The 25773-nt window shown below is 65.4% G+C and carries 28 protein-coding genes and 2 tRNA genes; 13 read left to right on the top strand and 17 right to left on the bottom strand.

Annotated features, from left to right (window positions below):
* On the bottom strand, window positions 1-795 hold the full coding sequence (locus AKG07_RS12745; RefSeq protein WP_053098264.1) for a class E sortase: 795 nt from the start codon (window positions 793-795) through the stop codon (window positions 1-3).
* An 86-nt stretch (window positions 796-881) separates the two neighbouring features.
* On the opposite strand from AKG07_RS12745, the gene AKG07_RS12740 reads away from it, so the two are divergent.
* Window positions 882-1121, top strand: coding sequence for a cell division protein CrgA (locus AKG07_RS12740; protein ID WP_042541028.1), 240 nt, complete (start codon window positions 882-884; stop codon window positions 1119-1121).
* 145 nt (window positions 1122-1266) lie between these two features.
* On the opposite strand, the gene AKG07_RS12735 is transcribed toward AKG07_RS12740, so the two are convergent.
* Window positions 1267-2169: a rhomboid family intramembrane serine protease gene (locus AKG07_RS12735; RefSeq protein ID WP_053098263.1), complete on the bottom strand. Its 903-nt coding sequence runs from the start codon at window positions 2167-2169 to the stop codon at window positions 1267-1269.
* 21 nt (window positions 2170-2190) lie between these two features.
* Complete coding sequence (locus AKG07_RS12730) at window positions 2191-2748, bottom strand: peptidylprolyl isomerase (RefSeq protein ID WP_053098262.1); 558 nt, start codon at window positions 2746-2748, stop codon at window positions 2191-2193.
* A 145-nt stretch (window positions 2749-2893) separates the two neighbouring features.
* On the opposite strand from AKG07_RS12730, the gene AKG07_RS12725 reads away from it, so the two are divergent.
* Together AKG07_RS12725 and AKG07_RS12720 are read left to right on the top strand one after the other, a co-directional pair.
* Window positions 2894-3394 (top strand): hypothetical protein, encoded by a 501-nt coding sequence (locus AKG07_RS12725; protein ID WP_053098260.1) that lies wholly within the window; start codon window positions 2894-2896, stop codon window positions 3392-3394.
* Between the two features lie 50 nt (window positions 3395-3444).
* Entirely contained in the window at window positions 3445-3906 is a 462-nt protein-coding gene (locus AKG07_RS12720; protein WP_053098258.1) for an aminoacyl-tRNA deacylase, read from the top strand.
* Between the two features lies 1 nt (window position 3907).
* On the opposite strand, the gene AKG07_RS12715 is transcribed toward AKG07_RS12720, so the two are convergent.
* Complete coding sequence (locus tag AKG07_RS12715; RefSeq protein ID WP_053098257.1) at window positions 3908-4330, bottom strand: NUDIX hydrolase; 423 nt, start codon at window positions 4328-4330, stop codon at window positions 3908-3910.
* A 189-nt stretch (window positions 4331-4519) separates the two neighbouring features.
* On the opposite strand from AKG07_RS12715, the gene AKG07_RS12710 reads away from it, so the two are divergent.
* The 4 genes from AKG07_RS12710 (at window position 4520) to AKG07_RS12695 (ending at window position 7380) form a co-directional block, all read left to right on the top strand.
* Window positions 4520-4969: a DUF1801 domain-containing protein gene (locus AKG07_RS12710; RefSeq protein ID WP_053098256.1), complete on the top strand. Its 450-nt coding sequence runs from the start codon at window positions 4520-4522 to the stop codon at window positions 4967-4969.
* A gap of 43 nt (window positions 4970-5012) precedes the next feature.
* Complete coding sequence (locus AKG07_RS12705; RefSeq protein ID WP_082298062.1) at window positions 5013-6128, top strand: M24 family metallopeptidase; 1116 nt, start codon at window positions 5013-5015, stop codon at window positions 6126-6128.
* A 123-nt stretch (window positions 6129-6251) separates the two neighbouring features.
* Entirely contained in the window at window positions 6252-6725 is a 474-nt protein-coding gene (locus tag AKG07_RS12700; RefSeq protein ID WP_053098252.1) for a DUF4383 domain-containing protein, read from the top strand.
* 139 nt (window positions 6726-6864) lie between these two features.
* A complete protein-coding gene (locus AKG07_RS12695) occupies window positions 6865-7380 on the top strand; it encodes a DUF3253 domain-containing protein (RefSeq protein WP_053098250.1) in 516 nt (171 codons plus the stop codon).
* 22 nt (window positions 7381-7402) lie between these two features.
* Here AKG07_RS12695 and AKG07_RS12690 read toward each other — a convergent pair whose 3' ends face one another.
* From AKG07_RS12690 to dnaA, 13 genes are all read right to left on the bottom strand, one after another.
* Window positions 7403-7684, bottom strand: a complete 282-nt coding sequence (locus AKG07_RS12690) for a hypothetical protein (RefSeq protein WP_053098248.1) — start codon at window positions 7682-7684, stop codon at window positions 7403-7405.
* Between the two features lie 232 nt (window positions 7685-7916).
* Window positions 7917-7989, bottom strand: a tRNA-Ala gene (locus tag AKG07_RS12685).
* Between the two features lie 26 nt (window positions 7990-8015).
* Window positions 8016-8089, bottom strand: a tRNA-Ile gene (locus AKG07_RS12680).
* Between the two features lie 85 nt (window positions 8090-8174).
* Window positions 8175-9116, bottom strand: a complete 942-nt coding sequence (locus AKG07_RS12675) for a DUF4097 family beta strand repeat-containing protein (protein ID WP_233277266.1) — start codon at window positions 9114-9116, stop codon at window positions 8175-8177.
* On the bottom strand, window positions 9113-9799 hold the full coding sequence (locus tag AKG07_RS12670; RefSeq protein WP_053098247.1) for a LuxR C-terminal-related transcriptional regulator: 687 nt from the start codon (window positions 9797-9799) through the stop codon (window positions 9113-9115). The genes AKG07_RS12675 and AKG07_RS12670 overlap by 4 nt, the downstream gene beginning before the upstream one ends.
* Window positions 9787-11055, bottom strand: coding sequence for a sensor histidine kinase (locus AKG07_RS12665; RefSeq protein ID WP_053098246.1), 1269 nt, complete (start codon window positions 11053-11055; stop codon window positions 9787-9789). Before AKG07_RS12665 ends, AKG07_RS12670 begins: the two co-directional genes overlap by 13 nt.
* A gap of 136 nt (window positions 11056-11191) precedes the next feature.
* On the bottom strand, window positions 11192-11596 hold the full coding sequence (locus AKG07_RS12660) for a DUF3566 domain-containing protein (protein ID WP_053098244.1): 405 nt from the start codon (window positions 11594-11596) through the stop codon (window positions 11192-11194).
* Complete coding sequence (gyrA, locus tag AKG07_RS12655; RefSeq protein ID WP_053098243.1) at window positions 11593-14154, bottom strand: DNA gyrase subunit A; 2562 nt, start codon at window positions 14152-14154, stop codon at window positions 11593-11595. Before gyrA ends, AKG07_RS12660 begins: the two co-directional genes overlap by 4 nt.
* Window positions 14155-14205: 51 nt before the next feature.
* Window positions 14206-16275 carry a DNA topoisomerase (ATP-hydrolyzing) subunit B gene (gene gyrB / locus AKG07_RS12650; protein WP_171821963.1) on the bottom strand — a complete coding sequence of 690 codons (2070 nt, stop codon included), beginning with the start codon at window positions 16273-16275 and terminating at the stop codon, window positions 14206-14208.
* Between the two features lie 118 nt (window positions 16276-16393).
* Complete coding sequence (locus AKG07_RS12645; RefSeq protein ID WP_053098242.1) at window positions 16394-16897, bottom strand: DUF721 domain-containing protein; 504 nt, start codon at window positions 16895-16897, stop codon at window positions 16394-16396.
* Window positions 16890-18050: a DNA replication/repair protein RecF gene (gene recF, locus AKG07_RS12640; RefSeq protein ID WP_053098241.1), complete on the bottom strand. Its 1161-nt coding sequence runs from the start codon at window positions 18048-18050 to the stop codon at window positions 16890-16892. Before recF ends, AKG07_RS12645 begins: the two co-directional genes overlap by 8 nt.
* Before the next feature lie 63 nt (window positions 18051-18113).
* The gene (dnaN, locus tag AKG07_RS12635) at window positions 18114-19256 is read right to left on the bottom strand and encodes a DNA polymerase III subunit beta (protein ID WP_053098240.1); all 1143 of its coding nucleotides are present in this window, start codon (window positions 19254-19256) and stop codon (window positions 18114-18116) included.
* 494 nt (window positions 19257-19750) lie between these two features.
* Window positions 19751-21142, bottom strand: coding sequence for a chromosomal replication initiator protein DnaA (gene dnaA, locus AKG07_RS12630; protein WP_053098239.1), 1392 nt, complete (start codon window positions 21140-21142; stop codon window positions 19751-19753).
* Between the two features lie 318 nt (window positions 21143-21460).
* Between dnaA and rpmH the strand changes: the two genes are divergently transcribed.
* Genes rpmH through rsmG form a run of 6 tightly spaced genes read left to right on the top strand, consistent with a single transcriptional unit; the run spans window position 21461 to window position 24516 of the window.
* A complete protein-coding gene (gene rpmH, locus AKG07_RS12625) occupies window positions 21461-21598 on the top strand; it encodes a 50S ribosomal protein L34 (protein ID WP_022889115.1) in 138 nt (45 codons plus the stop codon).
* Window positions 21599-21604: 6 nt separating this feature from the next.
* On the top strand, window positions 21605-21946 hold the full coding sequence (gene rnpA / locus AKG07_RS12620) for a ribonuclease P protein component (RefSeq protein WP_072592158.1): 342 nt from the start codon (window positions 21605-21607) through the stop codon (window positions 21944-21946).
* On the top strand, window positions 21943-22293 hold the full coding sequence (gene yidD / locus AKG07_RS12615; protein WP_053098237.1) for a membrane protein insertion efficiency factor YidD: 351 nt from the start codon (window positions 21943-21945) through the stop codon (window positions 22291-22293). Before rnpA ends, yidD begins: the two co-directional genes overlap by 4 nt.
* Before the next feature lie 3 nt (window positions 22294-22296).
* On the top strand, window positions 22297-23367 hold the full coding sequence (gene yidC / locus AKG07_RS12610) for a membrane protein insertase YidC (RefSeq protein WP_053098236.1): 1071 nt from the start codon (window positions 22297-22299) through the stop codon (window positions 23365-23367).
* Window positions 23364-23858 carry a Jag family protein gene (locus tag AKG07_RS12605; protein ID WP_053098235.1) on the top strand — a complete coding sequence of 165 codons (495 nt, stop codon included), beginning with the start codon at window positions 23364-23366 and terminating at the stop codon, window positions 23856-23858. Before yidC ends, AKG07_RS12605 begins: the two co-directional genes overlap by 4 nt.
* Window positions 23859-23895: 37 nt before the next feature.
* Window positions 23896-24516, top strand: a complete 621-nt coding sequence (gene rsmG / locus AKG07_RS12600) for a 16S rRNA (guanine(527)-N(7))-methyltransferase RsmG (RefSeq protein ID WP_053098234.1) — start codon at window positions 23896-23898, stop codon at window positions 24514-24516.
* Window positions 24517-25773: the final 1257 nt, after the last annotated feature.

The raw sequence follows: 25773 nt of genomic DNA, 5'->3' as shown, positions 1-25773 counted from the left end.
CTAGATCGACGGCGCGGCCGGCGGAGGCGGTGGATCGGTGAGCGCGGCGGGCGGACCCTCGGCGCGGGGCTGGAAGCTCTCGTACACGCCGTAGGCGACGATGCGCTCGGCGAGGGAGTACAGCGGCGAACAGGCGGTGAGCGTGATGTACTTCTCCCCCGTCGCGACGCCGGGCATCTGCGGCACATCGAGCAGCACGTCCGTCTGCGTGGGCTTGACGTACTCCAGCGTCCGGAAGCGGTACGTGAACCATCCGTCAGGCGTCTCGACGACGATCGCGTCGCCGACCTGGAGCTTGTCGAGCTGGTTGAAGGGCTTGCCCCAGGTGGTGCGGTGGCCGGCCATCGCGAAGTTGCCGACCTCACCGGGCATCTTCGAGTCGGTGTAGACGCCGATCCCGAGCTTGTCGAGCGTGCGCGCGCGGGTCGTACCGCCGTAGATGCCGACGTTGTACTCGGCACCGAAGCGCGGCACGTGCATCTGGCCGAGGAGCTCTGTGTCGGCCGGAGCGGCGGGGATCACGGACTCGAAGACTGTCGCTCCGTCGTCGGTCTCGACGACCGGTGGGAGCTCGGGAGCGGGTGCGTTCGCCCATTCCTGCGAGACCGCCGCACCCTCTTCGTTCTTCTGGGCCGCGATGATGATGTCGCCGATCCACATCTGCCACGCGACGAAGAGAAGCACGATCACTCCGCCCGTGAGCAGCAGCTCGCCGAGGACGCTGGTGAAGGTCGCGCGCGACCGGGGGCGACGGCGGTGTGCACGTCGCTCCCCCGAGACGACGGATGCAGTCATGGCGACATGCTATCCGCCAGACCTGTACTCCCGCCCTGCGGCCCTGGTTTTCCGCGCGATATGACACTCTTGGGTACACTGTGGGAATGGCACGCGACCGCAAGACCGAAGAACCCGAAGCTCCGCGCAGCGAAGGCGAAGCCGCACCCAACGCCGTGTGGTTCAAGCCGGTGATGGTCGGCTTCATGCTCCTCGGTCTCGTGTGGATCCTCGTGTTCTACATCTCGGGCATGCAGTTCCCGATCCCGGGGCTCGACAACTGGAACCTTGCGATCGGCCTGGGCATCGCCCTGATCGGCTTCCTGATGACCACACGCTGGCGCTGACGCCGGCCCCACCGATATCGAAGAAGGCCCCTCTCGCTCTGGCGAGAGGGGCCTTCTTCTTAGTTATCCACAGGTTATCCCCAACATGGGGAGAATTACACAGATGTTATTCACATCGGTTAACAACCCTGTTAACAACTTCTGATCAGGAGTAAACCGTCGTGATCAGGAACGGTACCAACAGGGCGACGATCAGGACGAGCGCGACGACGACGGCAACGAGCAGCACGATCTGTAGCGTCCGCTGCTCACGCCGTCGGGTCCTCGTGAGGATGAACGCCACGAGCGCACCGACGATCGCCCCGCCGAGGTGCGCCTGCCAGGCGATGTTCTGAGAGAACACGAAGCCGACGACGAAGTTGATGCCGAGGATCACGAGGATGCCGGTCACGTTCGCGCCGATGTGCCGTCCGATGATCAGCAGGGCGGCCATCAGGCCGAAGATCGCACCGGAGGCGCCCACCGTCGCGGTTCCGGGCGCGAGCAATGCGACGGCGACGGAACCACCGAGCCCGCTGATCAGGTACAGCGACAGGAAGCGGATTCGGCCGAGCATCGGTTCGAGACTCTGACCCAGCATCCACAGCGCGAGCATGTTGAGCGCGAGATGCAGGAAACCGCCATGCACGAACACGGCCGTGAGAAGCCGCCACGGTTCGAACGGCATGAGCGACAGATCCGGATACAGATAGCCCGCAGCGAAGAGCAGCTGGCCCGTGATCGCCTGGCCCACTCCCGGGATGAGCTGAAGGAGCCCGATGAACGACGTGATCGCCAGCAGCGAGTACGTGACGACGGGCTTGCCGCTGCCACGCGAGGCGAGTGCGGCGCCGCGCCCGCCCCAGCGACGCTCGGCGCGCTTCTGGGCGGGACTGCGGTTCTTTCGCTCTGCGGCCATGCACTCGGGGCAGATGACCCCGACAGCCGCCTGCGTCTGGCATTCGGGGCAGATCGTGCGCAGGCACCGCTGACAGAGCACGAAGCTCTGCCGATCCGGATGCCGGTAGCAGAAGTTGTCGCGGTTGTCCGCGAACTCAGGCGTCGTCATCCGGATCGGCCAGCGTCGGCGTCAGGCCGCGACGATGTCGATCGACTGCAGCACGACCGGCTCGATGGGACGGTCGCCCGCAGCCGTCGGCACAGCGGCGATCGCGTCGACGACAGCCTTGGAGGCGTCATCGGCGACCTCGCCGAAGATCGTGTGCTTGCCCTGGAGCCAGGGGGTGGGGTCGGTCGTGATGAAGAACTGCGAGCCGTTGGTGCCCTCGGCCTTGCCCGTGATGGCGTTGCGACGCAGACCGGCGTTGGCCATGGCGAGGATGTAGGGCTCGTTGAAGTTGAGCTCCATGTTGATCTCGTCGTCGAAGTTGTATCCGGGGCCCCCGACGCCCTGTCCGAGCGGGTCGCCGCCCTGGATCATGAAGTTCGGGATGATGCGGTGGAAGATGACGTCCTTGTAGAGAGCACCCTCGCCCGGCTTGCCGGTGGCGGGGTGCGTCCACTCCTGGGTGCCGTCGGCGAGGCCGACGAAGTTCTTGACCGTCTTCGGGGCGTGGTCGCCGAAGAGGTTGATGACGATGTCACCGTGGTTGGTGTGCAGGGTTGCGACATGAGAAGCGTGAGCCATGGGTCCATTCTCGCAGAGCTTCCCATGAGTTGGCCCGCGTCTAGCGCTCATCGGCCTCCGACGCAAGGGTTCGGCGATTCCCTCGCCCCATACACGGTCGCGTGGCAAGATGGGGAATCCGTACTCCAATCGACAGGAGAGCATCGTGAGCATCAGCCGCAAGCGGAAGAAGGAGCTGCGTCGTCTTCAGAACGACGCCAACCAGCTCTGGGAGAACCAGCAGGTCCTCGTCGGCCACGCCGCCGACGTCGCGCGTGAAGCCGGACGTCAGCTCGGCCACTTCGGTCGCGAGCAGGTCGGTCCTGTCGTCCAGGACACCTACAACCGTCGCGTCGCACCGGTCGTCGACCGCGGCGTCCGCTTCGGTCACCACGTGGTGGACGACAAGGTCGTCCCGATCGTCGGCGGAGTCGTCGGCACCGCGCTCACCGCGTGGGATGTCGCGAACGCCAAGCGCGAAGGCGTCGTGAAGAAGGTCAGGAAGGCCACTCAGCCCGAGCCGAAGGGCCCGAGCGTCGGTTCGGTCATCGCCCTGATCCTCGGAGTCGCCGCAGCGGCCGGCGTTCTCTACGCCGCGTGGCAGGCACTGCGCGCAGACGACGAGCTCTGGGTCGCAGACGACCCGCTCTCCGCACCTGACGCGTGACCTCGACATCGGAGCCCCCGGCCACTGAGCCGGGGGATCTCCATGCCCGGGTGAGGGACGCCGCAGCGGCTCGCGGACTCGACATCGAGATCCGCGAGCGTCCTGCCGCCCGCAGTCTCTTCGAGGCGGCTGAGCTGCTCGGCATCCCTCCCTCCGGCATCGTCAAGACGCTCGTCGTCAAGCGTTCGGATGACACGTATCTCTTCGCGCTGGTTCCCGGCGGCAGATCGATCTCGTGGCCGAAGCTGCGTGCGGTCGTCGGAGTGAACAAGCTCCGCCTGCCCGAGCCGGATCTCGCCCTCGCGGCGACCGGCTACGAGCGCGGAACAATCGTGCCCATCGGCAGCACCACGGACTGGCCGGTCTTCGCCGACGAGTCGATCGTCGGGCAGCGGATCGCCATGGGTGCCGGCGCTCACGGCTACAGCCTCTTCGTCGACGCCGATGACCTCATCGCCGCGTACGGTGCCACAGTCGCCGACATCTCGGTGCCCGAAGAGGCCCGCGACTGAGTCAGAGGATGCCGGCCATCCTCAGGGCGATGTCGACCAGCTTGACCCTCTGCAGTTCCTTCACGGCTTTCAGTGGGAACCACTCGGCCATGTCGGTCGAGCCATCGGCCTCGAATGTCAGCTTGCCGCCCGTCACCGACGCCCGGTAGACGATGCGCAGGGTGTGCAGAGGCTGATCCGACTGGTTCACCCGCTGGCTCGCCGGGATCACCCTCGAATGAATGCCCAGCAGCTCGCCGACCTTGACCGTGTAGCCGGTCTCCTCGCGCAGCTCACGCCGCACGGCGTCCTCGGGAGCCTCACCCGGTTCCAGCCCTCCGCCGGGCATCGTCCATGCCACTCGACGACCCTCGGTCCAGCGCGCGAGAAGTATGCGACCGTCGTCATCGGTGACGACCGCGTATGCCGCGACCCGCATATCCATGCGTCCACCATAGTGGCCGGGGTTCAGCCAGGGTACGCGCGTGACGATCCTGGACGAAACCTCACCTTGAGAGGCGTCCGGCTCGTCACGCTCGACCCCGAGACATCGATCACGAATCAAGAAGCACAGCAGTGCGCCGCATCCGTAGTGTGAGATTCATCGCAGATCACACAGTGAAAGGAGTCGGCCATGGCTGACAAAGAGAAGAACTTCAGTGCCGAAGAGCGCGAGGCGATGAAGGAGGCCGCGGCCGACAAGCGCAAGTCTCGGTCTCGTGCCAAGAAGACCCCGGAAGAGGTGCGGGCCGAGGGTGTCGCAGACCTCGAGGCGGCGATCGCAAAGCTTCCCGATGACAACGATCGAGAGCTGTCGAAGGCGCTCCACGACCTCGTGACCGAGGTCGCTCCCGAGCTCATGCCGCGGACGTATTACGGCATGCCCGCTTGGGGCAAGGACGGCAAGGTGCTCTGCTTCTTCCAGCCGGCCAGCAAGTTCAAGGTCAGGTACGGCACGTTCGGTTTCGAGCCGATCTCGAACCTCGACGACGGCACGATGTGGCCGACCGCATACGCGCTGCTCGATCTCTCTGCCGCGAACCGCAAGGTTCTCACCGAGCGCATCCGCCTCGCCGTCAGCTGAGTCGCCGTTCCCGGGGAACGGCCGGCGCAGTAGCGTGGATGCCGTGAGCACACTGCCGTTCCCCGCCTCCGTGTACGCCGCTCGACTCGACCGCGCAGCAGCGCTTGCCGCTGACGCCGGTCTCGACGGGATAGTGGTGGGTCCTGGCCCTGATCTGGAGTATCTGGTCGGCGTCGAGGGAGACACGATCGAGCGCCTCACCGCACTCGTGCTCGGACCCGGCATCGCTCCCACCGTCATCGTGCCGCGCATGGAGTTGGCGAAGGTCAGGACCACGGCGGTGGGTGAGCTCGGCCTCGCCGTCTCCGACTGGGTCGACGGACAGAATCCCTACGACCTCGTGGCCGCCGCCCTGGGCGCAGTCACGCGAGTGGGAGTTTCAGACGCTCTGCCGGCGTTGCACGTGATCCCGCTCTCCGATCGGATCGACGTGCGCGTCGAGCTCGCCACCCCGGTGCTGCGTGAGGGCCGCATGATCAAGGATGCAGAAGAGGTCGCCGAGCTCCGGCGTGCCGGCTCCGCGATCGACGCCGTGCATCGTCGAGTGCCCGAGTGGCTGCGGCCGGGGCGCACCGAGCGCGAGGTGGCGGCCGACATCGCCGAGGCCATCGTGGCCGAGGGCCACCGCACCGTCGAGTTCGTCATCGTCGGCTCGGGACCCAACGGCGCGGATCCCCACCACGAGGTGTCCGACCGCGTGATCGAGGACGGAGACGTCGTCGTCGTCGACATCGGCGGCGCCGTGCCGAGCGGCTACAACTCCGACAGCACCCGCACCTACGTGGTCGGCACACCCGACAGTGAAGCCGCCGATCGCATCGCCGTGCTCGTCCGCGCTCAGCAGGCCGCTGTCGACGCCGTGCGCCCCGGCGCGACGGCCGAGGCTGTCGATGCCGCTGCGCGGTCCGTACTCGCCGAGGCGGGGCTCGGCGAGGCCTTCCTGCACCGCACGGGTCACGGCATCGGCGTCTCGGTACACGAAGAGCCCTACATCGCGCCCGGCAACGATCTCGTGCTGCGTGAGGGCATGGCGTTCAGCATCGAGCCCGGGATCTACTTCGCCGGCCGATGGGGCGCACGCATCGAGGACATCGTCGTCGTGACCGCCGACGGGTGCGAGCGTCTCAACGTCGCCCCGCACGACCTGCGCGCCGTCTGACCCCCGACCGCTGGCCGGAAGAGTACGACGAGACGAACGGACGAGTCAAGAGTCTCTTTCGTCGCTCGCGGGCCTGGATACGGTCTCTGCCATACCGCAGAGTGCACCGACCAGGAGGACACCATGAGTGACACAGCACGCACGGAACGCTATGCAGGAACCCCGATCCAGAAGACAGCCCTCATCGTGGGCATCGTCTTCCTCCTCGTCGGGATCGCGGGCTTCATCCCCGGACTCACCCACTCAGCCGAACACCTTCACGGCGCGGGCGCCGGATCAGAAGCCCACCTGCTGGGTGTCTTCCAGGTATCGGTGCTCCACAACTTCGTGCACCTCGCGTTCGCACTGGGCGGCATCGCCCTCGCGGCACGGGCACGGGCGTCTCGCCTCTATCTCATCGTCGGCGGCGCGCTCTACCTCGTGGTCTGGCTGTACGGCCTCATCGCGGTGGGCAATGACCAGCTCAACTTCATCCCGGTGAATGACGCCGACAACTGGCTGCACCTCGGACTCGGCGTCGGCATGATCCTCCTGGGCATCTTCGTGAATCGCGCGCCGCGCGTCTCTCGGACCCACGACAGCTCGCTGCGCGCCTGAATCTTCGGGAGGAGATCCGCACACGGGAGGGCGCTTGTCCGTCGACTCGTCCTCCGCAGCGCAGATCTCCTCTCGATCGGGGGTACCAGGTCCGGTCAAGCCCCTGGTCGACCTGATCATGGTCGGATTGACTGGCTGCATGACCTCGGACGACAGCGCGAACGGCGGCGGTGCGAGCGGCCCGGAGCGCACGCCCGACGGTCATCACGTCGTCATCGATGGCCGGCGGTGGCGCGCGACCGACCCCTCGATCCCCGAGACGTTCCGCCAGGAGCTGGTCAACGAGCTGATGGCTGCGCGGCGCGCGGTGAAGGCGCAGGAGCCGGACGCACGACGTCGGGTGCAGGACGCGAAGACCGCTCTCGGGGAACGAGGGGCGCCCTGGTGGGAGGACCGCACCGGCGACGACTTCGACGAGAGGATCGCGGCCGCGATGCGCGCGCTCATCCGCAAGCGGGGCGAGTCTTCGATCTGTCCGAGTGACGTCGCTCGGACTGTAGGCGGGGACTCGTGGCGCTCGACCATGTCGGACGTCCGCCGAATCGCGGCTGCACTCGCCGAGCGCGATGAGATCGTAGTGACGCAGAAGGGCGAGAAGGTGTCCATCGACGACGCCAGAGGCCCGGTGCGCATGGTCCGCGGGCCGAACCTCTGATCACCCGCTCAGACGCGTGGAGTCAGAGCTCGTCGTAGAAACCGGTGTACGGGAAGTCGACGTCACCGGTGTCGCGGGGGTCATATGCCACAGTCGCCACACTGATCGTCACTTGCGTCGTCGGGGTGATGAGCACGCTGACTGCCCGGTTGCCGACGACGACCATGTCGACGAAGGTGCCGGCGGTCTTCGTGGCTGACTCGATACGTTCTCGCAGATCATCGATGTTCTGATCCTGGGCGAGCAAGTAGCTCGATCCATCGAACACGATCTCGGTCTGGATCATCGTCTCCCCGTCGGTCATTCCAGCACGCTACGCCCTCGACCTGAGAATACGGAGGGGGGTTGATATCTAGGAGGTCTAGTGAGAGGCGGATGCCGCATCGCCCTCGTTGTTAACAGGTCCATCCACAGCTGTGCACTCAGATGGCACCGCGCGAGCAGTTGTTAACAGGGTTGTTAACACCTGTGGAGACATGCGAAAACGAGAAGGCCCCGCACATGGCGGGGCCTTCTCGAACTGTCTCAACACAGTGTGGAGCCTAGGAGATTCGAACTCCTGACATCCTGCTTGCAAAGCAGGCGCTCTACCAACTGAGCTAAGGCCCCGTGAGGGTATTCATTTAGTTGAGGAGTGGGCCCACCAGGACTTGAACCTGGGACCTCTTCATTATCAGTGAAGCGCTCTAACCGCCTGAGCTATGGGCCCGTCAACCTCCGAAACTTTACCGGAGATTTCCCGAAATACCCAATCGAGGGCGAGGGCACCGGCGCGCCCTCGCCCTCGATCGGAATCAGCGGCCCGGACGGATCGTCACACTGCCTGCCGCAAGTGTGACGTCGATCGTGTTCCGGGTGCCGGATGACTGATCGACCTTCGCGTCGAGCGATCCGGCGCTGACGTCCTGGATGATCGAGTACGACTCATCCGGAACCGTGAGATCGACCGAGCCCGCGCTCACGTCGATCGTCGTCTCAGACGGTGCCCGGCCCGTCAGCTCGACGGCGAGGTCGCCCGCCGACACACTGAGATCGGCCGCGTCGACGCCGTCGAGCATCGCATCGGCACGACCCGCGCTCATGTCGATGCTGAGGCTGCTCGCCGCACCTTCGACATCGAGCGCACCGGCGTTGACCGTGACGTCGAGGGCACCGAAGTCTCCGACCACATCGAGACTGCCCGCATCGAGAGTGAGGTCGGCATCGAGCTGCGCGTCACTCAGCTCTTCAGGCAGGGTCAGCACCGCCGACTGGTCGTCGCCGAACCACTCGCCGAACCACCATCCGAAGCGGAACTCCGGGCTGCGGACGATCAGCTCGTCGCCCTCGCGTTCGAGTCTCCAGGCAGGGCCGCGAGCGTTCGTCACTGCCAGCTCGGCCTCCTCGACGTCACCGAACTCGATGCGCATGTTGCCGGCATCCACGTCGAGGTCGAGCGTGTCGATGCCGGACGCATCCTCGGTCAGCACGGCGTCGCTGCCCTGAGTGGAGGCCATCATGCTGCCGGTGGCGGCGACAGCCGCCGACCCGCCCGCTCCGAGAAGCGCGATGCCTCCGACGATCGCCGTGACGATCATGATCGCCGTCGTCCCCGAAGAGCGGCCGGCATCGGCCGGTGCCGCCTGCGCCTGCGCGGGCGCCGGTGCCGGTGTGGGCTCCTGTCCCTGCGGCGCGGACGCCGGCGGGGGAGTGAGGGGCGTGTGCCCGCCCTGGTAGTCGTCGTTGTTCGTGGTCATCGTCCCAGTCCTGTCTGTCCGGTCGGCGTCGTGCCGCCCGTGTTCTCGATGTGTGCCAGGGCCGCCAGCACGCGTCGGTTGCCCGACTCGCCCTGTTCGAAGCCGAGCTTCTGGAAGATCGCGGTGATGTGCTTCTCGACGCTCGCCTCCGAGAGGAAGAGCAGACCGGCGATGGCCTGGTTCGACTTGCCCTCGGCGATCAGTGCGAGCACGGTCCGTTCACGCTCGGTGAGACGCTGCATCCGGTCGTCGCGGTTGCGGCGGGTGAGCAGCTGAGCCACCACCTCGGGGTCGAGCACGGTGGCACCCTCGGAGATCCGCTGCACGGAGGCGAGGAACTCAGAGACGTCGGCGACCCTGTCCTTGAGCAGATATCCCAGGGGCCCTCCCTGTGCGGCGATGAGGTCCGACGCATACCGCTCCTCGACGTACTGAGAGAGCACGAGCAGCGGAAGCGCGGGATTGGTGTCCCGGAGTCCGAGCGCCGCGCGGATGCCCTCGTCGGTGAAGGTCGGGGGGAGCCGTACGTCGAGGATGCACAGCTCGGGATCCGTCTCGATGACGGCCTCGCTGAGACCGCTGGTGTCGGGAAGAGCCGCGACCACACTGTGTCCGGCGTCCTCGAGCAGTCGCACGAGTCCCTCGCGCAGCAGGACGGAGTCCTCGCAGATCAGGATGCGCATGGCACGTTCACCTCCAGGCTGGTCGGTCCGCCGACGGGGCTCTCGAGGCGGAAGGTTCCGCCCGCTGCGAGGATGCGATTCGCGATGCCGTCGAGGCCTCCGCCGGGCTGCACCTGGGCGCCGCCCATGCCGTTGTCCTCGACGCGGGCCCAGAGCACCCCTCCGTCGCGGAGGCGGACAGTGACACGCGCCTCGCTGGCCCGCGAATGCTTCGCGGCGTTGGTGAGCGACTCGGCGATCGAGAAGTAGACAGCGGCTTCGGCCTCACGGCTGCAGCGGCCGTCCATGCGCACATCGAGATGCACGGGGATGTGCGAGCGGCCGGCGAGGGCGGACAGCGCCGCGTCCAGGCCCCGGTCGTCGAGGACCGATGCATGGATGCCACGGGCCAGCTGACGCAGCTCGGTGATCGCGGCCTTGGTCGAGGTGTGCGCCTCGGCGATCAGCTCCTTCGCGGCATCCGGGTCGTTGTCGATCTTCTGCTGGGCGAGCCCCAGGGTCATGCCGACCGATACGAGTCGCGGTTGGACGCCGTCGTGCAGGTCACGCTCGATACGTGTGCGTTCGACATCCGCGGCACGTACAGCGCCCTCACGCTGAGCAGTGCTGGTGCGCACTCGCTCGGTGAGCTCGGCCTCGCGGCTGCGAACGACGATGGCGAGTGAGAGCACGCGGTTGAGGAGCGCCAGTCCGATCATTCCGGCGAGGCACGCGGCGACTCCGAGGATCCCGATGAGCGGTGCCCACGCGGGGTCGATGCCGCCCCCGCCGAACGGACCCATCACGGCATCCGTTCCCGTGAGAGGAGCGAACGAGATGGCGATCGACCAGACGAGGCCGAAGGCGAGCCGCAGCACGATCCAGCCGAGAACGGCGGTGATCGCGAAGTTCGCGAGGGCCCTCCACATGCGGCCGTCGATGGCCTGGCGGCCGAGCGAGCGGAGCCAGCCCGCGAACCCGGGGCGATCCCGAGGGCGCCATCTGAGCGGCGTGATGGGCGACCTGTAGAGAGCGCTGACTCGCGCGACCTCGAACCAGCCGACGCCGAACAGGGCGTACACGAGCCCGACGAGCAGCACGATGCCGACGCCCGCCGCGAAGAGCAGGCCGAGGCCGGTGCCGAGGAGTCCGGAAAGAGTCGCGAAGATGAAGCCGCCGATGACTCCGATTCCCGCGAGATGCAGGATAGAGAGCACGATGCGCAACGGCGGCTTCGTGGCCGTCGCCGGTGGTGGCGTGGCAGTGTGTGTCGTCATGGTTCAAAGGTACGGCGGCCCCGATCCGGCCGACACCGAGGCAACCGGAGACCCGGGTTCGGGTTTTCCCTACTCCGTCGGAGAACAGAAGAGGGGCGGATGCTGTTCGCATCCGCCCCTCCTCGAATCCTGACGATCAGTTCGACATGAACCCGACCAGCAGTCCGCCGGTCACCTTCACGGCGACGTTGTAGATCCCGGCGATGACCGCACCCAGCACCGTAAACACGATGAGGTTGAGGATCGAGACCACCGCGGCGAATGCCATCACCTGCGGCAGGCCGGCGACCTCGGAGATCCGCACGGAGTTGTCGGTGATGGTTCCGATGAACTCATCCGCCTGCGTGAGGATGCCGGTCGCCTGCAGCACGAGGAAGATCAGGAAGAACGACACCATCGTCACGATCGCGAGCGCCACAGCGCCCAGGAACGACAGCTTCACGGCCGACCAGAAATCCACGTAGACGAGGCGCAGGCGCACCTGCTTGCCACCGGTCTTGCGCGTGGACTTCTTCGCCAGCTTGTCGGCTACTGTGCTCATGCGTCTGCTTCCTCAGGGTTCTCGTTCGTCTCGGGGGCCGTGGACTCGGAGTCCACCGCAGCCTCATCCGATTCGTCTTCTTCGGTGAGGCCCCGCTCACCGTTGCGGGCGATGGCGAGGATCCGGTCGGCTTCCGTCGTCCGTGCGAACACCACTCCCATGGTGTCTCGGCCCTTCGCGGGCACCTCGGCCACGGCAGAGCGTACCACCTTGCCGCTGGACAGAACCACAAGGACCTCATCGTCGGAGGAGACCATCAGACCACCCGCGAGAGTGCCCCGATCGTCGTTGAGCTTGGCGACCTTGATGCCGAATCCACCGCGTCCCTGGACGCGGTATTCCTCGATGGCGGTGCGCTTCGCATAGCCGCCGTCGGTCACCACGAACACGAACTGGCCGAGGGCGGCGACGGATGCCGACAGCAGGCTGTCGCCCTCACGGAACTTCATGCCCTTCACGCCGGCGGTCGCGCGTCCCATCGGTCGCAGCGCATCATCGGTCGCACTGAACCGGACGGACATGCCGCGGCGGCTGATGAGCAGGATGTCATCCTCAGCGTTCACCATGAGAGCCGAGACCAGCTCGTCCTCGTCGTTCAGGCGGATCGCGATGACGCCGCCCTGGCGGTTGGTGTCATACGCGTCGAGACGCGTCTTCTTGACCAGACCGTCGCGCGTCGCGAGAACGAGATAGTCGGCGACCCCGTAGTCGCGGATGTCGAGCACCTGCGCGATGTTCTCGTCGGGCTGCAGGGCGAGGAGGTTCGCGACGTGCGTTCCCTTCGCATCGCGGCCGGCCTCGGGAACCTCGTAGGTCTTCGAACGATAGACGCGACCCTTGTCGGTGAAGAACAGCAGCCAGTGGTGCGTCGTCGTCACGAAGAAGTGCTCGACGATGTCGTCGGCCCGCAGCTGGGCGCCCTTGATGCCCTTGCCGCCGCGGTGCTGCGACCGGTAGTTGTCGCTGCGCGTGCGCTTGATGTAGCCGGCGCGGGTGATGGTGACGACCATCTCCTCTTCGGCGATGAGGTCTTCCATCGAGACGTCGCCGTCGAAGCCGTGCAGGATGTGCGTGCGACGGTCGTCTCCGAAGCGCTCGACGATGCCGGTGAGCTCTTCGCGGATGATGTCGCGCTGCAGCGACTCGTCGACGAGGATCGCCTGGTACTCGCCGATCAGCCGCTCGAGCTCCGAGGCCTCGTCGAGGATCTTCTGACGCTCGAGGGCGGCCAGTCGGCGCAGCTGCATGTCGAGGATGGCCTGGGCCTGGATGTCGTCGATGTCGAGGAGCTTCTGCAGTCCCTCGTTCGCATCCTGCGTGGTCTGCGATCGACGGATGAGAGCGATGACCTCGTCGAGAGCGTCGAGCGCCTTGAGGTAGGCGCGCAGGATGTGCATGCGAGCCTCTGCCTTGGCGAGACGGAAGCGCGTGCGTCGGACGATCACTTCGAGCTGGTGCGTGATCCAGTGGGTCACGAACCCGTCGATCGCGAGCGTGCGCGGCACGCCGTCGACGATCGCGAGCATGTTCGCGCCGAAGTTCTCCTGCAGCTGCGTGTGCTTGTACAGGTTGTTGAGCACGACCTTCGCGACCGCATCGCGCTTGAGCACGACCACGAGACGCTGACCCGTGCGGTCGGACGACTCGTCGCGGATGTCGGCGATGCCGGTGATCTTGCCGTCACGGGCGAGGTCGCCGATCTTCACCGCGACGTTGTCGGGGTTCACCTGGTACGGCAGCTCGGTGATCACGAGGCACGTGCGGCCCTGGATCTCCTCGACGTTGACGACCGCGCGCATGGTGATCGAGCCGCGACCCGTGCGGTACGCCTCGTGCACGCCCTTGGTGCCGAGGATCTGCGCGCCGGTGGGGAAGTCGGGGCCGGGGATCCGCTGGATGAGACCCTCGAGCAGCTCTTCGCGGGGGAGGCCGGGGTTGTCGAGCGCCCAGAGGGCGGCAGAAGACACCTCGCGCAGGTTGTGCGGAGGGATGTTGGTGGCCATGCCGACCGCGATACCCACCGACCCGTTGACGAGGAGGTTCGGGAAGCGGGCCGGAAGAACCGTCGGCTCCTGAGTCTGGCCGTCGTAGTTGTCGGTGAAGTCGACCGTGTCCTCTTCGATGTCCCGCACCATCTCGAGCGCGAGGGGGGCCATCTTGGTCTCGGTGTACCGGGGCGCCGCGGCACCCATGTTGCCGGGAGACCCGAAGTTGCCCTGGCCGAGGGCCAGCGGGTAGCGCAGCGACCAGGGCTGCACGAGACGCACGAGGGCGTCGTAGATCGCCGAGTCACCGTGCGGGTGGTACTGACCCATGACCTCGCCGACCACGCGAGCGCACTTCGAGAAGGACTTGTCGGGGCGGAATCCGCCGTCGTACATGCCGTAGATCACGCGTCGGTGGACGGGCTTGAGTCCATCGCGCACGTCGGGCAGCGCACGGCCGACGATCACGGCCATCGCGTAGTCGAGATAGCTGCGCTGCATCTCGGACTGCAGGTCGACCTGGTCGATCTTGCCGTGGTCGTGTGCCGGCTCGGGGCGTACTTCGTCAGTCATGTGTGTTGTCGATTCCGGTCGTTATGGGAACGAATGCAGGCGCGGGACGCGTCAGATGTCGAGGAAGCGGACATCCTTGGCGTTGCGCTGGATGAAACTGCGTCGCGATTCGACGTCCTCACCCATCAGCACGCTGAAGATCTCGTCGGCCGCTGCGGCATCCTCGATGGTCACCTGGCGGAGCGTCCGGGTGCTGTGGTCCATCGTGGTCTCCCACAGCTCCTTGGCGTTCATCTCGCCGAGACCCTTGTAGCGCTGGATGCCGGCATCCTTCGGGATCCTCTTGCCGTTGTCGAGTCCGAACTTGAGCAGCGCGTCGCGCTCGGCGTCGCTGAACACGTACTCGTGGGGCTGGTTCGTCCACTTGAGACGGTAGAGCGGCGGCATCGCGAGGTACACGAACCCGGCCTCGATGAGTCCGCGCATGTAGCGGAACAGCAGCGTGAGCAGCAGCGTCGTGATGTGCTGGCCGTCGACGTCGGCATCCGCCATCAGCACGATCTTGTGATAGCGCGCCTTCTCGATGTCGAACTCTTCGCCGATTCCGGTGCCGAAGGCCTGGATCATCGCCTGGACCTCTTTGTTGCCCAGGGCCTTGTCGAGACGCGCGCGCTCGACGTTGAGGATCTTGCCTCGCAGAGCGAGGATCGCCTGCGTGTGCGGATCGCGACCCTGCACAGCGGAGCCACCTGCCGAGTCACCCTCGACGAGGAAGATCTCGCTGATCGAGGGATCCTTGCTCGTGCAGTCCTTGAGCTTGTCGGGCATCGCGGCGGACTCGAAGACGCTCTTTCGACGAGCGGTCTCGCGGGCCTTGCGCGCGGCGAGACGAGCGGTGGCCGCATCGATCGCCTTGCGGATGACGTTCTTCGCCTGGATCGGGTTGCGGTCGAACCAATCGCCGAGCTGGTCGCCGACGACCTTCTGCACGAACGCCTTGGCCTCGGTGTTGCCGAGCTTCGTCTTGGTCTGCCCTTCGAACTGCGGCTCGCCGAGCTTGATCGAGATGACCGCGGTCAGACCTTCACGCACGTCGTCGCCCGACAGGTTGTCGTCCTTCTCCTTGAGAAGGTTGTTCGCCCTGGCGTACTTGTTGACGAGCGTGGTGAGCGCTGCACGGAAGCCCTCTTCGTGCGTGCCGCCCTCGTGGGTGTTGATCGTGTTCGCGTAGGTGAAGACGTTCTCGGTGTACGAGGTGGTCCACTGCATCGCGACCTCGAGAGAGATCTTGCGCTCGGTGTCCTCGGACTCGAACGCGATGATCTCGTCGTTGACGACCTCGGCGTGACGCACCTTGTTGAGGTATTCGACGTAGTCGACGAGACCGCGCTCGTAGAAGAAGACGTCGTTCGGCTGGGTGAGGGTCGGCTGCCCGTCGACCTCGACCTGGTAAGCGGAATCGGGACGCTCGTCGGACAGCTCGATGCGGAGGCCCTTGTTGAGGAACGCCATCTGCTGGAAGCGCGTGCGCAGGGTGTCGTACTCGAAGTTCGTGGTCTCGGTGAAGATCTCAGCGTCCGGCCAGAACGTGATGCTGGTTCCGGTGTCGTCGGACGCCTCGCCCTTCTCGAGCTGCTGCTGCGGGACGCCGCCGTTCGCGAAGCTGTGCCGCCAGACGAAGCCCTTCTGCTTGACCTCGACGTCGAACCGCGTCGACAGGGCGTTGACCACCGACGAGCCGACGCCGTGGAGACCGCCGGAGACGGCGTACGCGCCGCCGCCGAACTTTCCGCCGGCGTGCAGGATGGTCAGAACGACCTCGACCGTGGACTTCGTCGGGTCGGAGGAGTGGGGATCGACCGGGATGCCGCGGCCGTTGTCGACCACGCGGACGCCGCCGTCTTCGAGCAGCGTCACGAAGATGGTGTCGGCGTAGCCGGCGAGGGCCTCATCGACCGAGTTGTCGACGATCTCATAGACGAGGTGGTGCAGACCACGCGGCCCCGTGGAACCGATGTACATACCGGGGCGCTTGCGGACGGCTTCGAGACCTTCGAGGATCTGGATCGAGTCAGCACCGTACTCACCGGGCTGCTTCACCTTGGGTGAGATCTTGCCCTCGGTCGCGGGGGTTCCCCCGTTGGTCGATTCCGTCTCGTCAGCGGGGGATTCAGGCGTCATCAGAGGGCATTCTCCACATCGATATCACGAATCCCCAGTCTAGCGGCTTTTCGTGGCGAGATGCGGCTCAGCGGCCGCGTGTGGCCCTCTGAGCGTTTCAGACCCCATCCGTGGTGTCCTACCCGTAGGTATCGCGCGGGCCCCGTCCTGGAACGACTCTGGGACCCCATTTCCAGGAGGGTACGTCCGGTCCGATGAAGCGGAGGTTCTCGACACCGGCGTCCGGATACCGTCGGCCGATCTCCGTCAGGATCGTTCCCCGCATGTACTGCAGATTCTTGGCCCAGGCGGTCGAGTCGCACTTCACCGTGAGCACACCGCGCTCGAGGGAGACGGGTTCGGAGTGCTTGGCGGTGTCCGTGCCGGCGAGGTCGGACCACTGCCTGACCAGGTCCTCACGGGCGAGAGTCTTCTGCCAGCCGGAGTCCCGCGTCAGCTTGTCGAGCACGGCTCCGAGCGCTCCGGGGTCGCGGCCGGGCGTGAACGGCGCGTTGTCGTCGTCGGTGACGATGCGTCGCTTGCGCTTCCACGTCTTCGAACTCGGCGCGAGTCCGCGCAGGCGCAGGTAGGTCGCGACGGTCTCGGGAGTCTCGGATGCCGGATCGGGTGCGATCTCACTCATCTGCCACCTCCCTCTCATCACTGATCGTTCCCGCCGAGATCCGCACCACATGGGCGTGGAGCACCTCGGGGATATCCTCCTCCACGGCTGCCGTCACGACCACCTGCTCATAGCCCGCGGTGAGAGCGGCCAGCCGCTGACGGCGATCGGCGTCGAGTTCGGCGAACACATCGTCGAGGATGAGGACGGGATCGCCGGCAGGAGACTCGCTGCGCAGCAGCTCTGCGGAAGCGAGGCGCAGCGCGAGGGCCACCGACCAGGATTCCCCGTGGGACGCATACCCCTTCACCGGAAGGCCACGAACGCGCAGCACGAGGTCGTCGCGATGAGGGCCGGTGAGAGTGAGACCGCGGTCGAGCTCGTTCGACCGTTTCGAGAGGAGTGCGGCGTGGAACATCTCGGCGATGTCTCCGGAGGTCTCGGCCGGCGCGTCGACACCCTCTTCGGGATCCGCTCCGCGCACTGACAGAGCCCACTCGAGCTGCGGGCGATGATCCTCGCCCGCGATCGCCGCGTACGCCTCGGCCACCGGCTGCTGGAGATCTGCGGCGAGACGCTGTCGCGCGGTGATGATCTCGGCACCGAGGGAGACCAGCTTGTCGTCCCACACATCGAGGGTGCTCAGGGCCTCGCCCTTGATGCCGCGCGCCCTGGCCGACTTCAGAAGCGCATTGCGCTGCTTGAGCACCCGGTCGTAGTCGGCGAGGACCGAAGACATGCGGGGCGTGCGCTGGATCAGCAGCTGGTCGACGAAACGACGCCGAGACGAGGGGTCGCCGCGGACGATCTGCAGATCCTCGGGAGCGAAGAGCACCACATGGGCGTAGCGAGGCAGCTCATTGGTCTTCGAGGGGGAGCCGTTGATCCGCGCCTTGTTCGAACCCTGCTTGTTGAGCTGGACCTCGATGAGCACCTTGCGTTCGCCGTGGGAGAGGCGAGCGCGGATGATCGCGAAGTCCTGACCCTCGCGCACCATCGGCGCATCCGACGAGACGCGGTGGGAACCGAGAGTGGCGAGGAAGACGACAGCCTCGGCAAGGTTGGTCTTGCCCTGGCCGTTGCGCCCGACGAGGACGTTGGGACCCTTGTGCAGAGCGAGATCCGCGGTCGCGTAATTGCGGAAGTCGACCAGGCTCAGGTGTTCCACAATCACGCTGTCAGCCTACCTTCGGGCTCTGACACTGCCGTCGCCGCGCGGAGCGCGCCCGTCGCAGGATCAGCGAAGCAGCAGGTTCGGCTGCAGCAGGTACTTGAACGAATCCAGACCGGCCTGGTCGACCGAGGTCTGGCTCGTGATCAGCACGGGGCTGAGCTTGTTCGCGTTGTCGCTGGACGTGAAGGTGACGCGGACGAACTCGCTCTTGACCGCGCCGAGCGCCTCGATGAGGTACTGCGGGTTGAGGCCGAGCGTGACGTCGTCGCCACCCGAGAGGATCGCGTCGACGGACTCGGATGCACGCGCATGCTCACTGCCCGACGCATCCATCGTCACGCTGTCGGACGTGAACGTGAAGCGCAGCGGAGCTGCTCGGTCGAGCACGAGGGACACACGGCGCACGGCCTCGACGAGGTCTGCGGTGTTCACGACCGCGTAGTGCTCGGTCTGCTCCGGGAAGAGACGGCGGACCGGAGGGAAGTTTCCCTTGATCAGCAGCGAGGTGACCGTCTTGTTGCCGGCCGTGAACGCGATGATCTCGCGGTCGCCCGCTCCCGAGAACGCGATCTGGATGGTGCCGGCGTGACCGAAGGTCTTTCCGACCTCGAGAAGAGTGCGTGCGGGAACCAGTGCGCTGGCCTCGACCGCTTCGCCGTCCCACGGCACGTCGCGGAGCGAGACGCGGTAGCGGTCGGTGGCCACGAGGCTGAGCGTCTGGCCGGAGACCTCGAGCTGCACTCCGGTCAGAACCGGTGTGACATCGTCGCGCGAGGCGGCGAAACCCACCTGGCTGATCGCGGTGCCGAAATCGTCGGCGGGCACGACGCCGGAGGAACCGGACACCTCGGGGATCGACGGATATTCCTCGACCGGCATGGCTGCGAGGGTGAACCGCGCCGAGCCGCAGGTGACCGTGATGCTGCCGTCGTCCTCGACGGCGATCTCGATCGGCGCGTTGGGAAGGCGGCTGGCGATGTCGGAGAGCAGTCGACCGTGCACCAGGATCGTGCCCGGTGTGTCGACGGTGGCTTCGATTGTCGTGCGCGCGGATGCCTCGTAGTCGAACGCCGAGAGCGTGAGACCGGAGCCGTCTGCCTCGATCAGGACTCCGGCGAGGATGGGCTGCGGGTTGCGCTGCGGAAGCAGTTTGACCACGAACGACACGGCCTCGCTGAAGACATCGCGGTTGACCTGAAACCTCACGGGTGCTCCCTTGTCGTCGTTCTGAGACGTGTCGTCATCGGTCCTGCCAGTGCAGGGCTTCCCATGCTAGCCCCCAACTCGGGAGTATCCCTACGACCGGATCAAAGCTCGGGCCTGTCGGACTTTCCCCACCCTCTGGTGATCGGATCGCCCCTGAATTGAATTAACTCCTTAACGGTGTTAACACCTGTGGATACTGTGGATAACTCGGTGGAAAGCAGACGCGAGTAGGGAACTACACGGTTGTCAGTTGTGGAATCCCTGAGGAATCCGCGGGTGGACGGCATCCGTCGGGTCGAACGGTCTCCCACAGTTATCCACAGGTTCGACGGTTTCACACACATTCGTCCCGACCTGGAGGCGAGTCATCCACAAGTTATCCACATGTGCAAACTGGCATCGATCTGCTCCGTCGTATGCCGCTCACACGCACGCAAAGGGGGTCGGAGCCTCCTATCGGAAGCTACGACCCCCTTTTTTGAGGCGGCGTGGACTCAGCGTCGACCGAGCTGCGTGGTGATCTCGGTCACCTGGTTGTAGATCGAACGGCGCTCCTTCATGAGCTCGCTGATCTTCTTGTAGGCGTACATGACGGTGGTGTGATCGCGGTTGCCGAACAGCTGGCCGATCTTCGGCAGGGACAGACTCGTCCGCTCGCGGCACAGGTACATCGCGATCTGGCGCGATGTGGCGATCTGCTGAGACCTGCTGGACCCGTACAGGTCGTCGACCGTCAGCTTGAAGTACTGCGCGGTCGCAGTGATGATGTCGGTCGGCGAGATGATGTTGTCCTCTGCCGTGTCGATGATGTCGCGGAGCACCGTCTGGGCGAGGGAGATGTCGAGGGCCGAACGGTTCAGGCTGGCGAATGCGGAGACGCGGATCAGCGCACCCTCGAGTTCGCGGATGTTCGACGACACCACGGTGGCGATGTACTCGAGTACCTCGTCGGGAATATGAAGCGCCTCGCTCTGCGCCTTCTTGCGGAGGATCGCGATGCGCGTCTCGAGGTCGGGCGCCTGCACGTCGGTGATCAGGCCCCACTCGAACCGACTGCGCATGCGATCCTCGAAGCCGGTGAGATGCTTCGGCGCGACGTCGCTGGTGATGACGACCTGCTTGTTGTGGTCGTGCAGCGTGTTGAAGGTGTGGAAGAACGCCTCCTGGGTCTCCGCGCGACCCTGCAGGAACTGGATGTCGTCGATCAGGAGGATGTCCACATCGCGGTAGCGGGCCTGGAAGGCTGCACCTCGGTTGTTCGCGATCGAGTTGATGAAGTCGTTCGTGAACTCCTCGCTGGAGACGTACCGGACCTTGACCCCTGCATAGAGGGATTGGGCGTAGTCGCCGATCGCGTGCAGCAGGTGCGTCTTGCCGAGTCCCGAGTCGCCGTAGATGAAGAGCGGGTTGTACGCCTTGGCCGGCGCTTCGGCGACGGCGACGGCTGCGGCATGGGCGAACCGGTTGGACTGCCCGATGACGAAGTTGTCGAAGGTGTACTTCGGGTTCAGGCGGGACTCGTGCCGCAGCTGCGTCGGCTGCTCCATCGGGGATTCGACGCGGATCTGCTCCTGGCGGCCGTAGTCGGCGACCGCGATGGGCGCCGTCGGCTGCTCGGCGAGCTCATGATTCACGACCACGCGGTACGACGTCACCTCATCGCCGATGTGGGAGAGGGCCTCCATGATCGGAAGCCGCAGCCTCTTGTTGATCTGCGCCGCGGTGAGATCGTTCGGGACCTCGAGATAGAGGGTGGCCGCCATCACGCCGGCCGGAACCGCGAGGCTGAGGAATCCCTGGAGCTGAGGCGTGACTCGGTCGTCCGCCTCGAGGAGCTCCTGCACCGTGGTCCAGATCGGAACGTCGGGCTGGGCAGGTGATGACATGACGCTCCGTGCTGAGGGGACGACGGGCCGTCTGGATGACGCGGCCCGCCTGTGGATAACTTCGGATGCCACGGTAGTCACCACGGCTGGGAACGGCAACCTGCCTACGGGAATCCGCGCGCGTGTTGCTCATACGTGCACGCCGCAGGGTTGTGGATAATAGCTGTGCGGATCGTGCCTGAGCTGGTGGTCGAAGCGCGCAGATTTGCTCTGCGCGCCGTCAAGACGTACCCTTAATCGGTTGACTTATGCCTGAACGGCAGATCCCTATGTCTCCGGTCAAAATGATCCCGGTGGCAGCATTCCCGGAGTGATTCCATGAGCAAGCGCACCTTCCAGCCCAACAACCGTCGTCGCGCCAAGAAGCACGGCTTCCGTCTTCGTATGCGTACCCGCGCCGGCCGCGCGATCCTTTCGGCTCGTCGCGCGAAGGGCCGCACCGAGCTCTCCGCGTAGATCGCTGTGCTCGCCCGCCCGTATCGTGTGACCCGCGGGAGCGACTATCGACTGGTCGTTCGACGCGGATCCCGTTGTGGCGGAGCCAAGGTCGTCACCTCGATGCTGACGACGGGCGAGAGCAGAGCCGCGAGGTTCGGATTCATCATCAGCAAGCAGGTGGGCACCGCTGTGGTGCGCAACACCGTGCGCCGGCGACTCAAAGCCGTGTGTGCGGACGCGCTGACGCGGGTCCCCGAGGGCACGGATGTCGTCATCCGTGCCCTTCCTGCATCCGCGACCGCGACCTACGCCGAACTGAGTGCGGACGTGAACCGGTGTCTGGATCGTCTCGGGCAGCGGCCATGACCGCTCTTCCGGCATCCTCGATCGGCTCCGCTCAGCTTCATGCCGGTGACGCGATCCGCAGCATCCCGCTGATCCCCCGGAATCTCGTCCTGGGGTTCCTCGCCGGGTACCGCAAGGTGATCTCCCCGATGTATGGAGATGTCTGCGCCTATTACCCATCTTGTTCCGCTTACGCTGTAGGTGCGGTGCAACAGCACGGCGCAGTGCGGGGAGCGGCGCTCTCGGCGTGGCGCATCGTTCGTTGCAATCCCTGGAGCCACGGCGGCGTCGATGACGTCCGTCCGCACGAACACTTCCGTTATGACCTGACCGCTCACGGTTTCGTCGTCCCTGCCCGAAAGGATTGATCGGTGGGTCTTGACCTTCTGCTCGCCAGCGCAACACCCTCGCCGGAGCCTGCCTCCGGCGGCTTCGATCTGATCGGAACCATCCTCTGGCCCCTCAAGTGGGTCGTCGAGCTCGTGCTCGTCGCCTGGCACTGGCTGTTCACGGCCGTCGGTCTTCCTGCCGCATCCGGTCTGACCTGGGTGCTGTCGATCGTCGGTCTCGTGATCGTGGTCCGTGCTGCGTTGATCCCGCTCTTCGTGAAGCAGATCAAGAGCCAGCGAAAGATGATGGAAATTGCTCCTGAGCTGCGAAAAGTTCAGGAGAAGTACCGGGGTAAGAAGGATCAGCTCTCTCGCGAGGCCATGAGCCGCGAGACCATGGCGCTCTACAAGAAGCACGGCACGACGCCGATGTCGAGCTGTCTTCCGCTTCTTGTGCAGATGCCCATCTTCTTCTCGCTGTTCAGCGTTCTGAGCGACGTCTCGAAGCACCACAACCTGGGTGTCGGCGGCGTCGGTCTGCTGAACGCCGAGCTCACCGAGCAGTTCTACAACGCCGAGCTCTTCGGTGTCGCATCGCTGCACGAGACGCTGGGGAACGCGGTCGACGCGGGGAACACCACAGCGATCATCATCCTGGTCACGCTCGTCGTGCTCATGATCGCGTCGCAGTTCTTCACGCAGCTGCAGATCATCTCGAAGAACCTGTCGCCCGAAGCCAAGACCGGCCAGGCGTACCAGATGCAGAAGATCATGCTCTACGTGCTGCCTCTCGGCTTCATCTTCTCGGGCATCTTCTTCCCGCTCGGCGTGGTCGTCTACTGGTTCATCTCGAACCTCTGGACCATGGGACAGCAGTTCCTCGTCATCCGTGAGATGCCGACTCCCGGATCTGAAGCGGCGAAGGCTCGTGAAGAGCGTCTTGCTCGCAAGGGTAAGGCGATCGACTCCTCGGGCAAGGTCGTCCCGATGGCGGCATACGAAGCAGAGCAGCAGCGTCTGCTCGAAGAGGCGGAGCGCGCGAAGGCGCAGGCCCCCAAGCGTCAGCAGCCGGTGGGCAAGAAGCGTTCGAAGAAGAAGGGGAGCGGTTCGTGACGACCGACAACGTGACCGAGACCGTGGAGCCCACGGTCGTAGAGCTCGAGAACGAGGGCGACGTCGCCGCTGACTACCTCGAAGAGCTGCTCGACATCGCCGACATCGATGGGGACCTCAACCTCGACGTGCGGCAGGGCCGCGCATATGTCTCGGTCGAGGCTGAGGGAGACGGACTGGCGCTCCTGTCTGCACCCGATACGGTGCAGGCGCTTCAGGAGCTCACGCGTCTTGCGGTCCAGAGCAAGACGGGTTCGTTCTCGCGATTGATCCTCGATGTGGGCGGATCGCGTGATGCGCGCCGCCGTCAGCTCGAGACGCTCGTGAACGCCGCCGCAGCCAAGCTCGACGATGGAGCGACCCAGGCGTCGCTGCCCGCCATGTCCAGCTATGAGCGCAAGCTGGTGCACGACATCGCGGCTGATCAGGGTCTCGTGTCCGAGTCCTACGGCGAGGGTGCCGACCGCCACACTGTTCTGCGTCGTCGTTGACGTTTCACATGCGACGTCAGGCCAGCGGGATGCTGTCGTGAGTGACCTGGAGATCGAACCGTCGGTGGCGGTCGATCTTTTCGGCGATCGGATCGAGCTGGCCCGGCAGTTCACGGCGGCTCTCGCGCAGCATGGCGAGGAGCGAGGACTCATCGGTCCTCTCGAGCTCCCGCGTTTGTGGTCTCGGCACATCTTGAACAGTGTCATCGCCGCCCCGTTGTTCCACGGTTCGGTCGCGGACATCGGTTCGGGTGCGGGGCTGCCCGGTATCGTCCTCGCGATCGCGCGACCCGATGTGCACTGGACGCTCGTCGAGCCGATGGAGCGCCGGGTGATCTGGCTGAACGATCAGGTAGCCGAGCTGAAGCTCACGAATGTCGAAGTTCTGCGCGCGCGTGCCGAGGAGGTGACTCCTGCGCGCTTCGACGTCGTGACAGCTCGTGCGGTGAGTGCTCTGAAGACGCTGATCCCGCTCACCGCTCCGCTCGTGCGCGATGGAGGCGAACTCACCCTTCTCAAGGGAATGAATGCCGCCAACGAGATCGAAGCAGCGCAGAAGCAGATCAAGAAGTTCCGCCTGTCGGACGTCCGCGTCGAGACTCTCGGCGAGAACGTACTGCCCGAGACGACGCGCGTGGTTAGGGCAGTCGTCCGCTGACGGGTCGATGCCGCGGTTCAGGAACCTGAGCCTCGTCGGGGGATGGACCTACATTCCGCGTTCGAGATGTACCCGCGCGCTAGAGCGCAGGTGGTGGGTGACTTGGCCACGCACGGTGGTCATGGGCCAGGCACTGTTGTGATCTGCCTCTGCAGCATATGAGATCTATTGTCGGGGCTCGTCCGGTTGAGGCAGACCGGGTCACCGCGCGAGGCCGGTAGAGTCCCTCGACGATCGTGCCACGATTCGAGTTTATGGCTGATGAGAAGCGTTTTCTTCCGACCCTGGTCGTGCACCTGTGTGGGAGCTCCGTTGCGACGTGACGAGGCACTCACGCGCTGCTGGATACGGTCAGCAGTGCCGGATAGCCGCCGGCACTCTGCCCTCGCCGTCAAAGACTGTCCCGGGATCACGGTCGGTGGTAACGGAACGTGGGCGTGTGGCACGACAGATCAGGCTTCACAGCAGACGTGTCCGGTGTCGGAATCCGGAATGGGTCTGTCCCCGTGTGCTCGTAAGCGAGAGTGTTCGCCCCTCGGGGAACGACCGCGGGTCCTGACGATGTTTCACGTGAAACATGGATGGTCGACGACTTGCCATGCAGGTGCAATAAGTCGACGTGCGCCGAGTTGAGGTGGCGGGGGTCCGTCGACAAATTGCGGTGATTCGGGCCTGGAGGACGTTGCGCTGAAGTGTGCCACCCAGCCTTGCTTCGGGGCACTGCGGACGGATGGTGCGCGCTGCGATGCTCGTCGCCGTGCTGGTGAGCGGTGCTGCGAGCCACCCTTCTTCGTAGCGCTGTGGTCCTGATCTCTGCTTTTCAACCCACGTCACTTCACAGCAGCGGACTTCACCTCGCTGAACTGCCCTAGACCGCACTACACCGTGCGGTCTGCAGTGATTTCTCCTGTTCTGATCTGCGTTCTCGTGATCTGACCTGCGCTACTCGGCCGTGTGCCGTGTGCCGTGTGCCGTCTGTTGGGCGTTCTGACTACTGAGTGGGGTCCGCGCGTGGTGGAACCCGCGTGCGGCACTCAGAGCTTGTGGACAGGGAGCCGGTCCACCCGGGAGTCGTATGTTTCACGTGAAACAGTCGTTTCGTCGCTGCCACGGAACGGGTCACGGTTTCCCTGGCGTGGCTACGGATGGCATCCCGGTACACCATCCGCCGGGGGAGCGTTGTGAGCTGACAACCAGATCATGGCGCCGAGGAGCGGGACCGTCTGCTCTAGGCATGGTGGGCGGCCGAACATAACT

Origin of the sequence: Microbacterium sp. CGR1 (genome assembly GCF_001266755.1) — a bacterium.
Taxonomy (GTDB): domain Bacteria; phylum Actinomycetota; class Actinomycetes; order Actinomycetales; family Microbacteriaceae; genus Microbacterium.
Note: the sequence above shows the minus strand (reverse complement) of the source record. Positions and strands in the feature narration are given on the sequence as shown.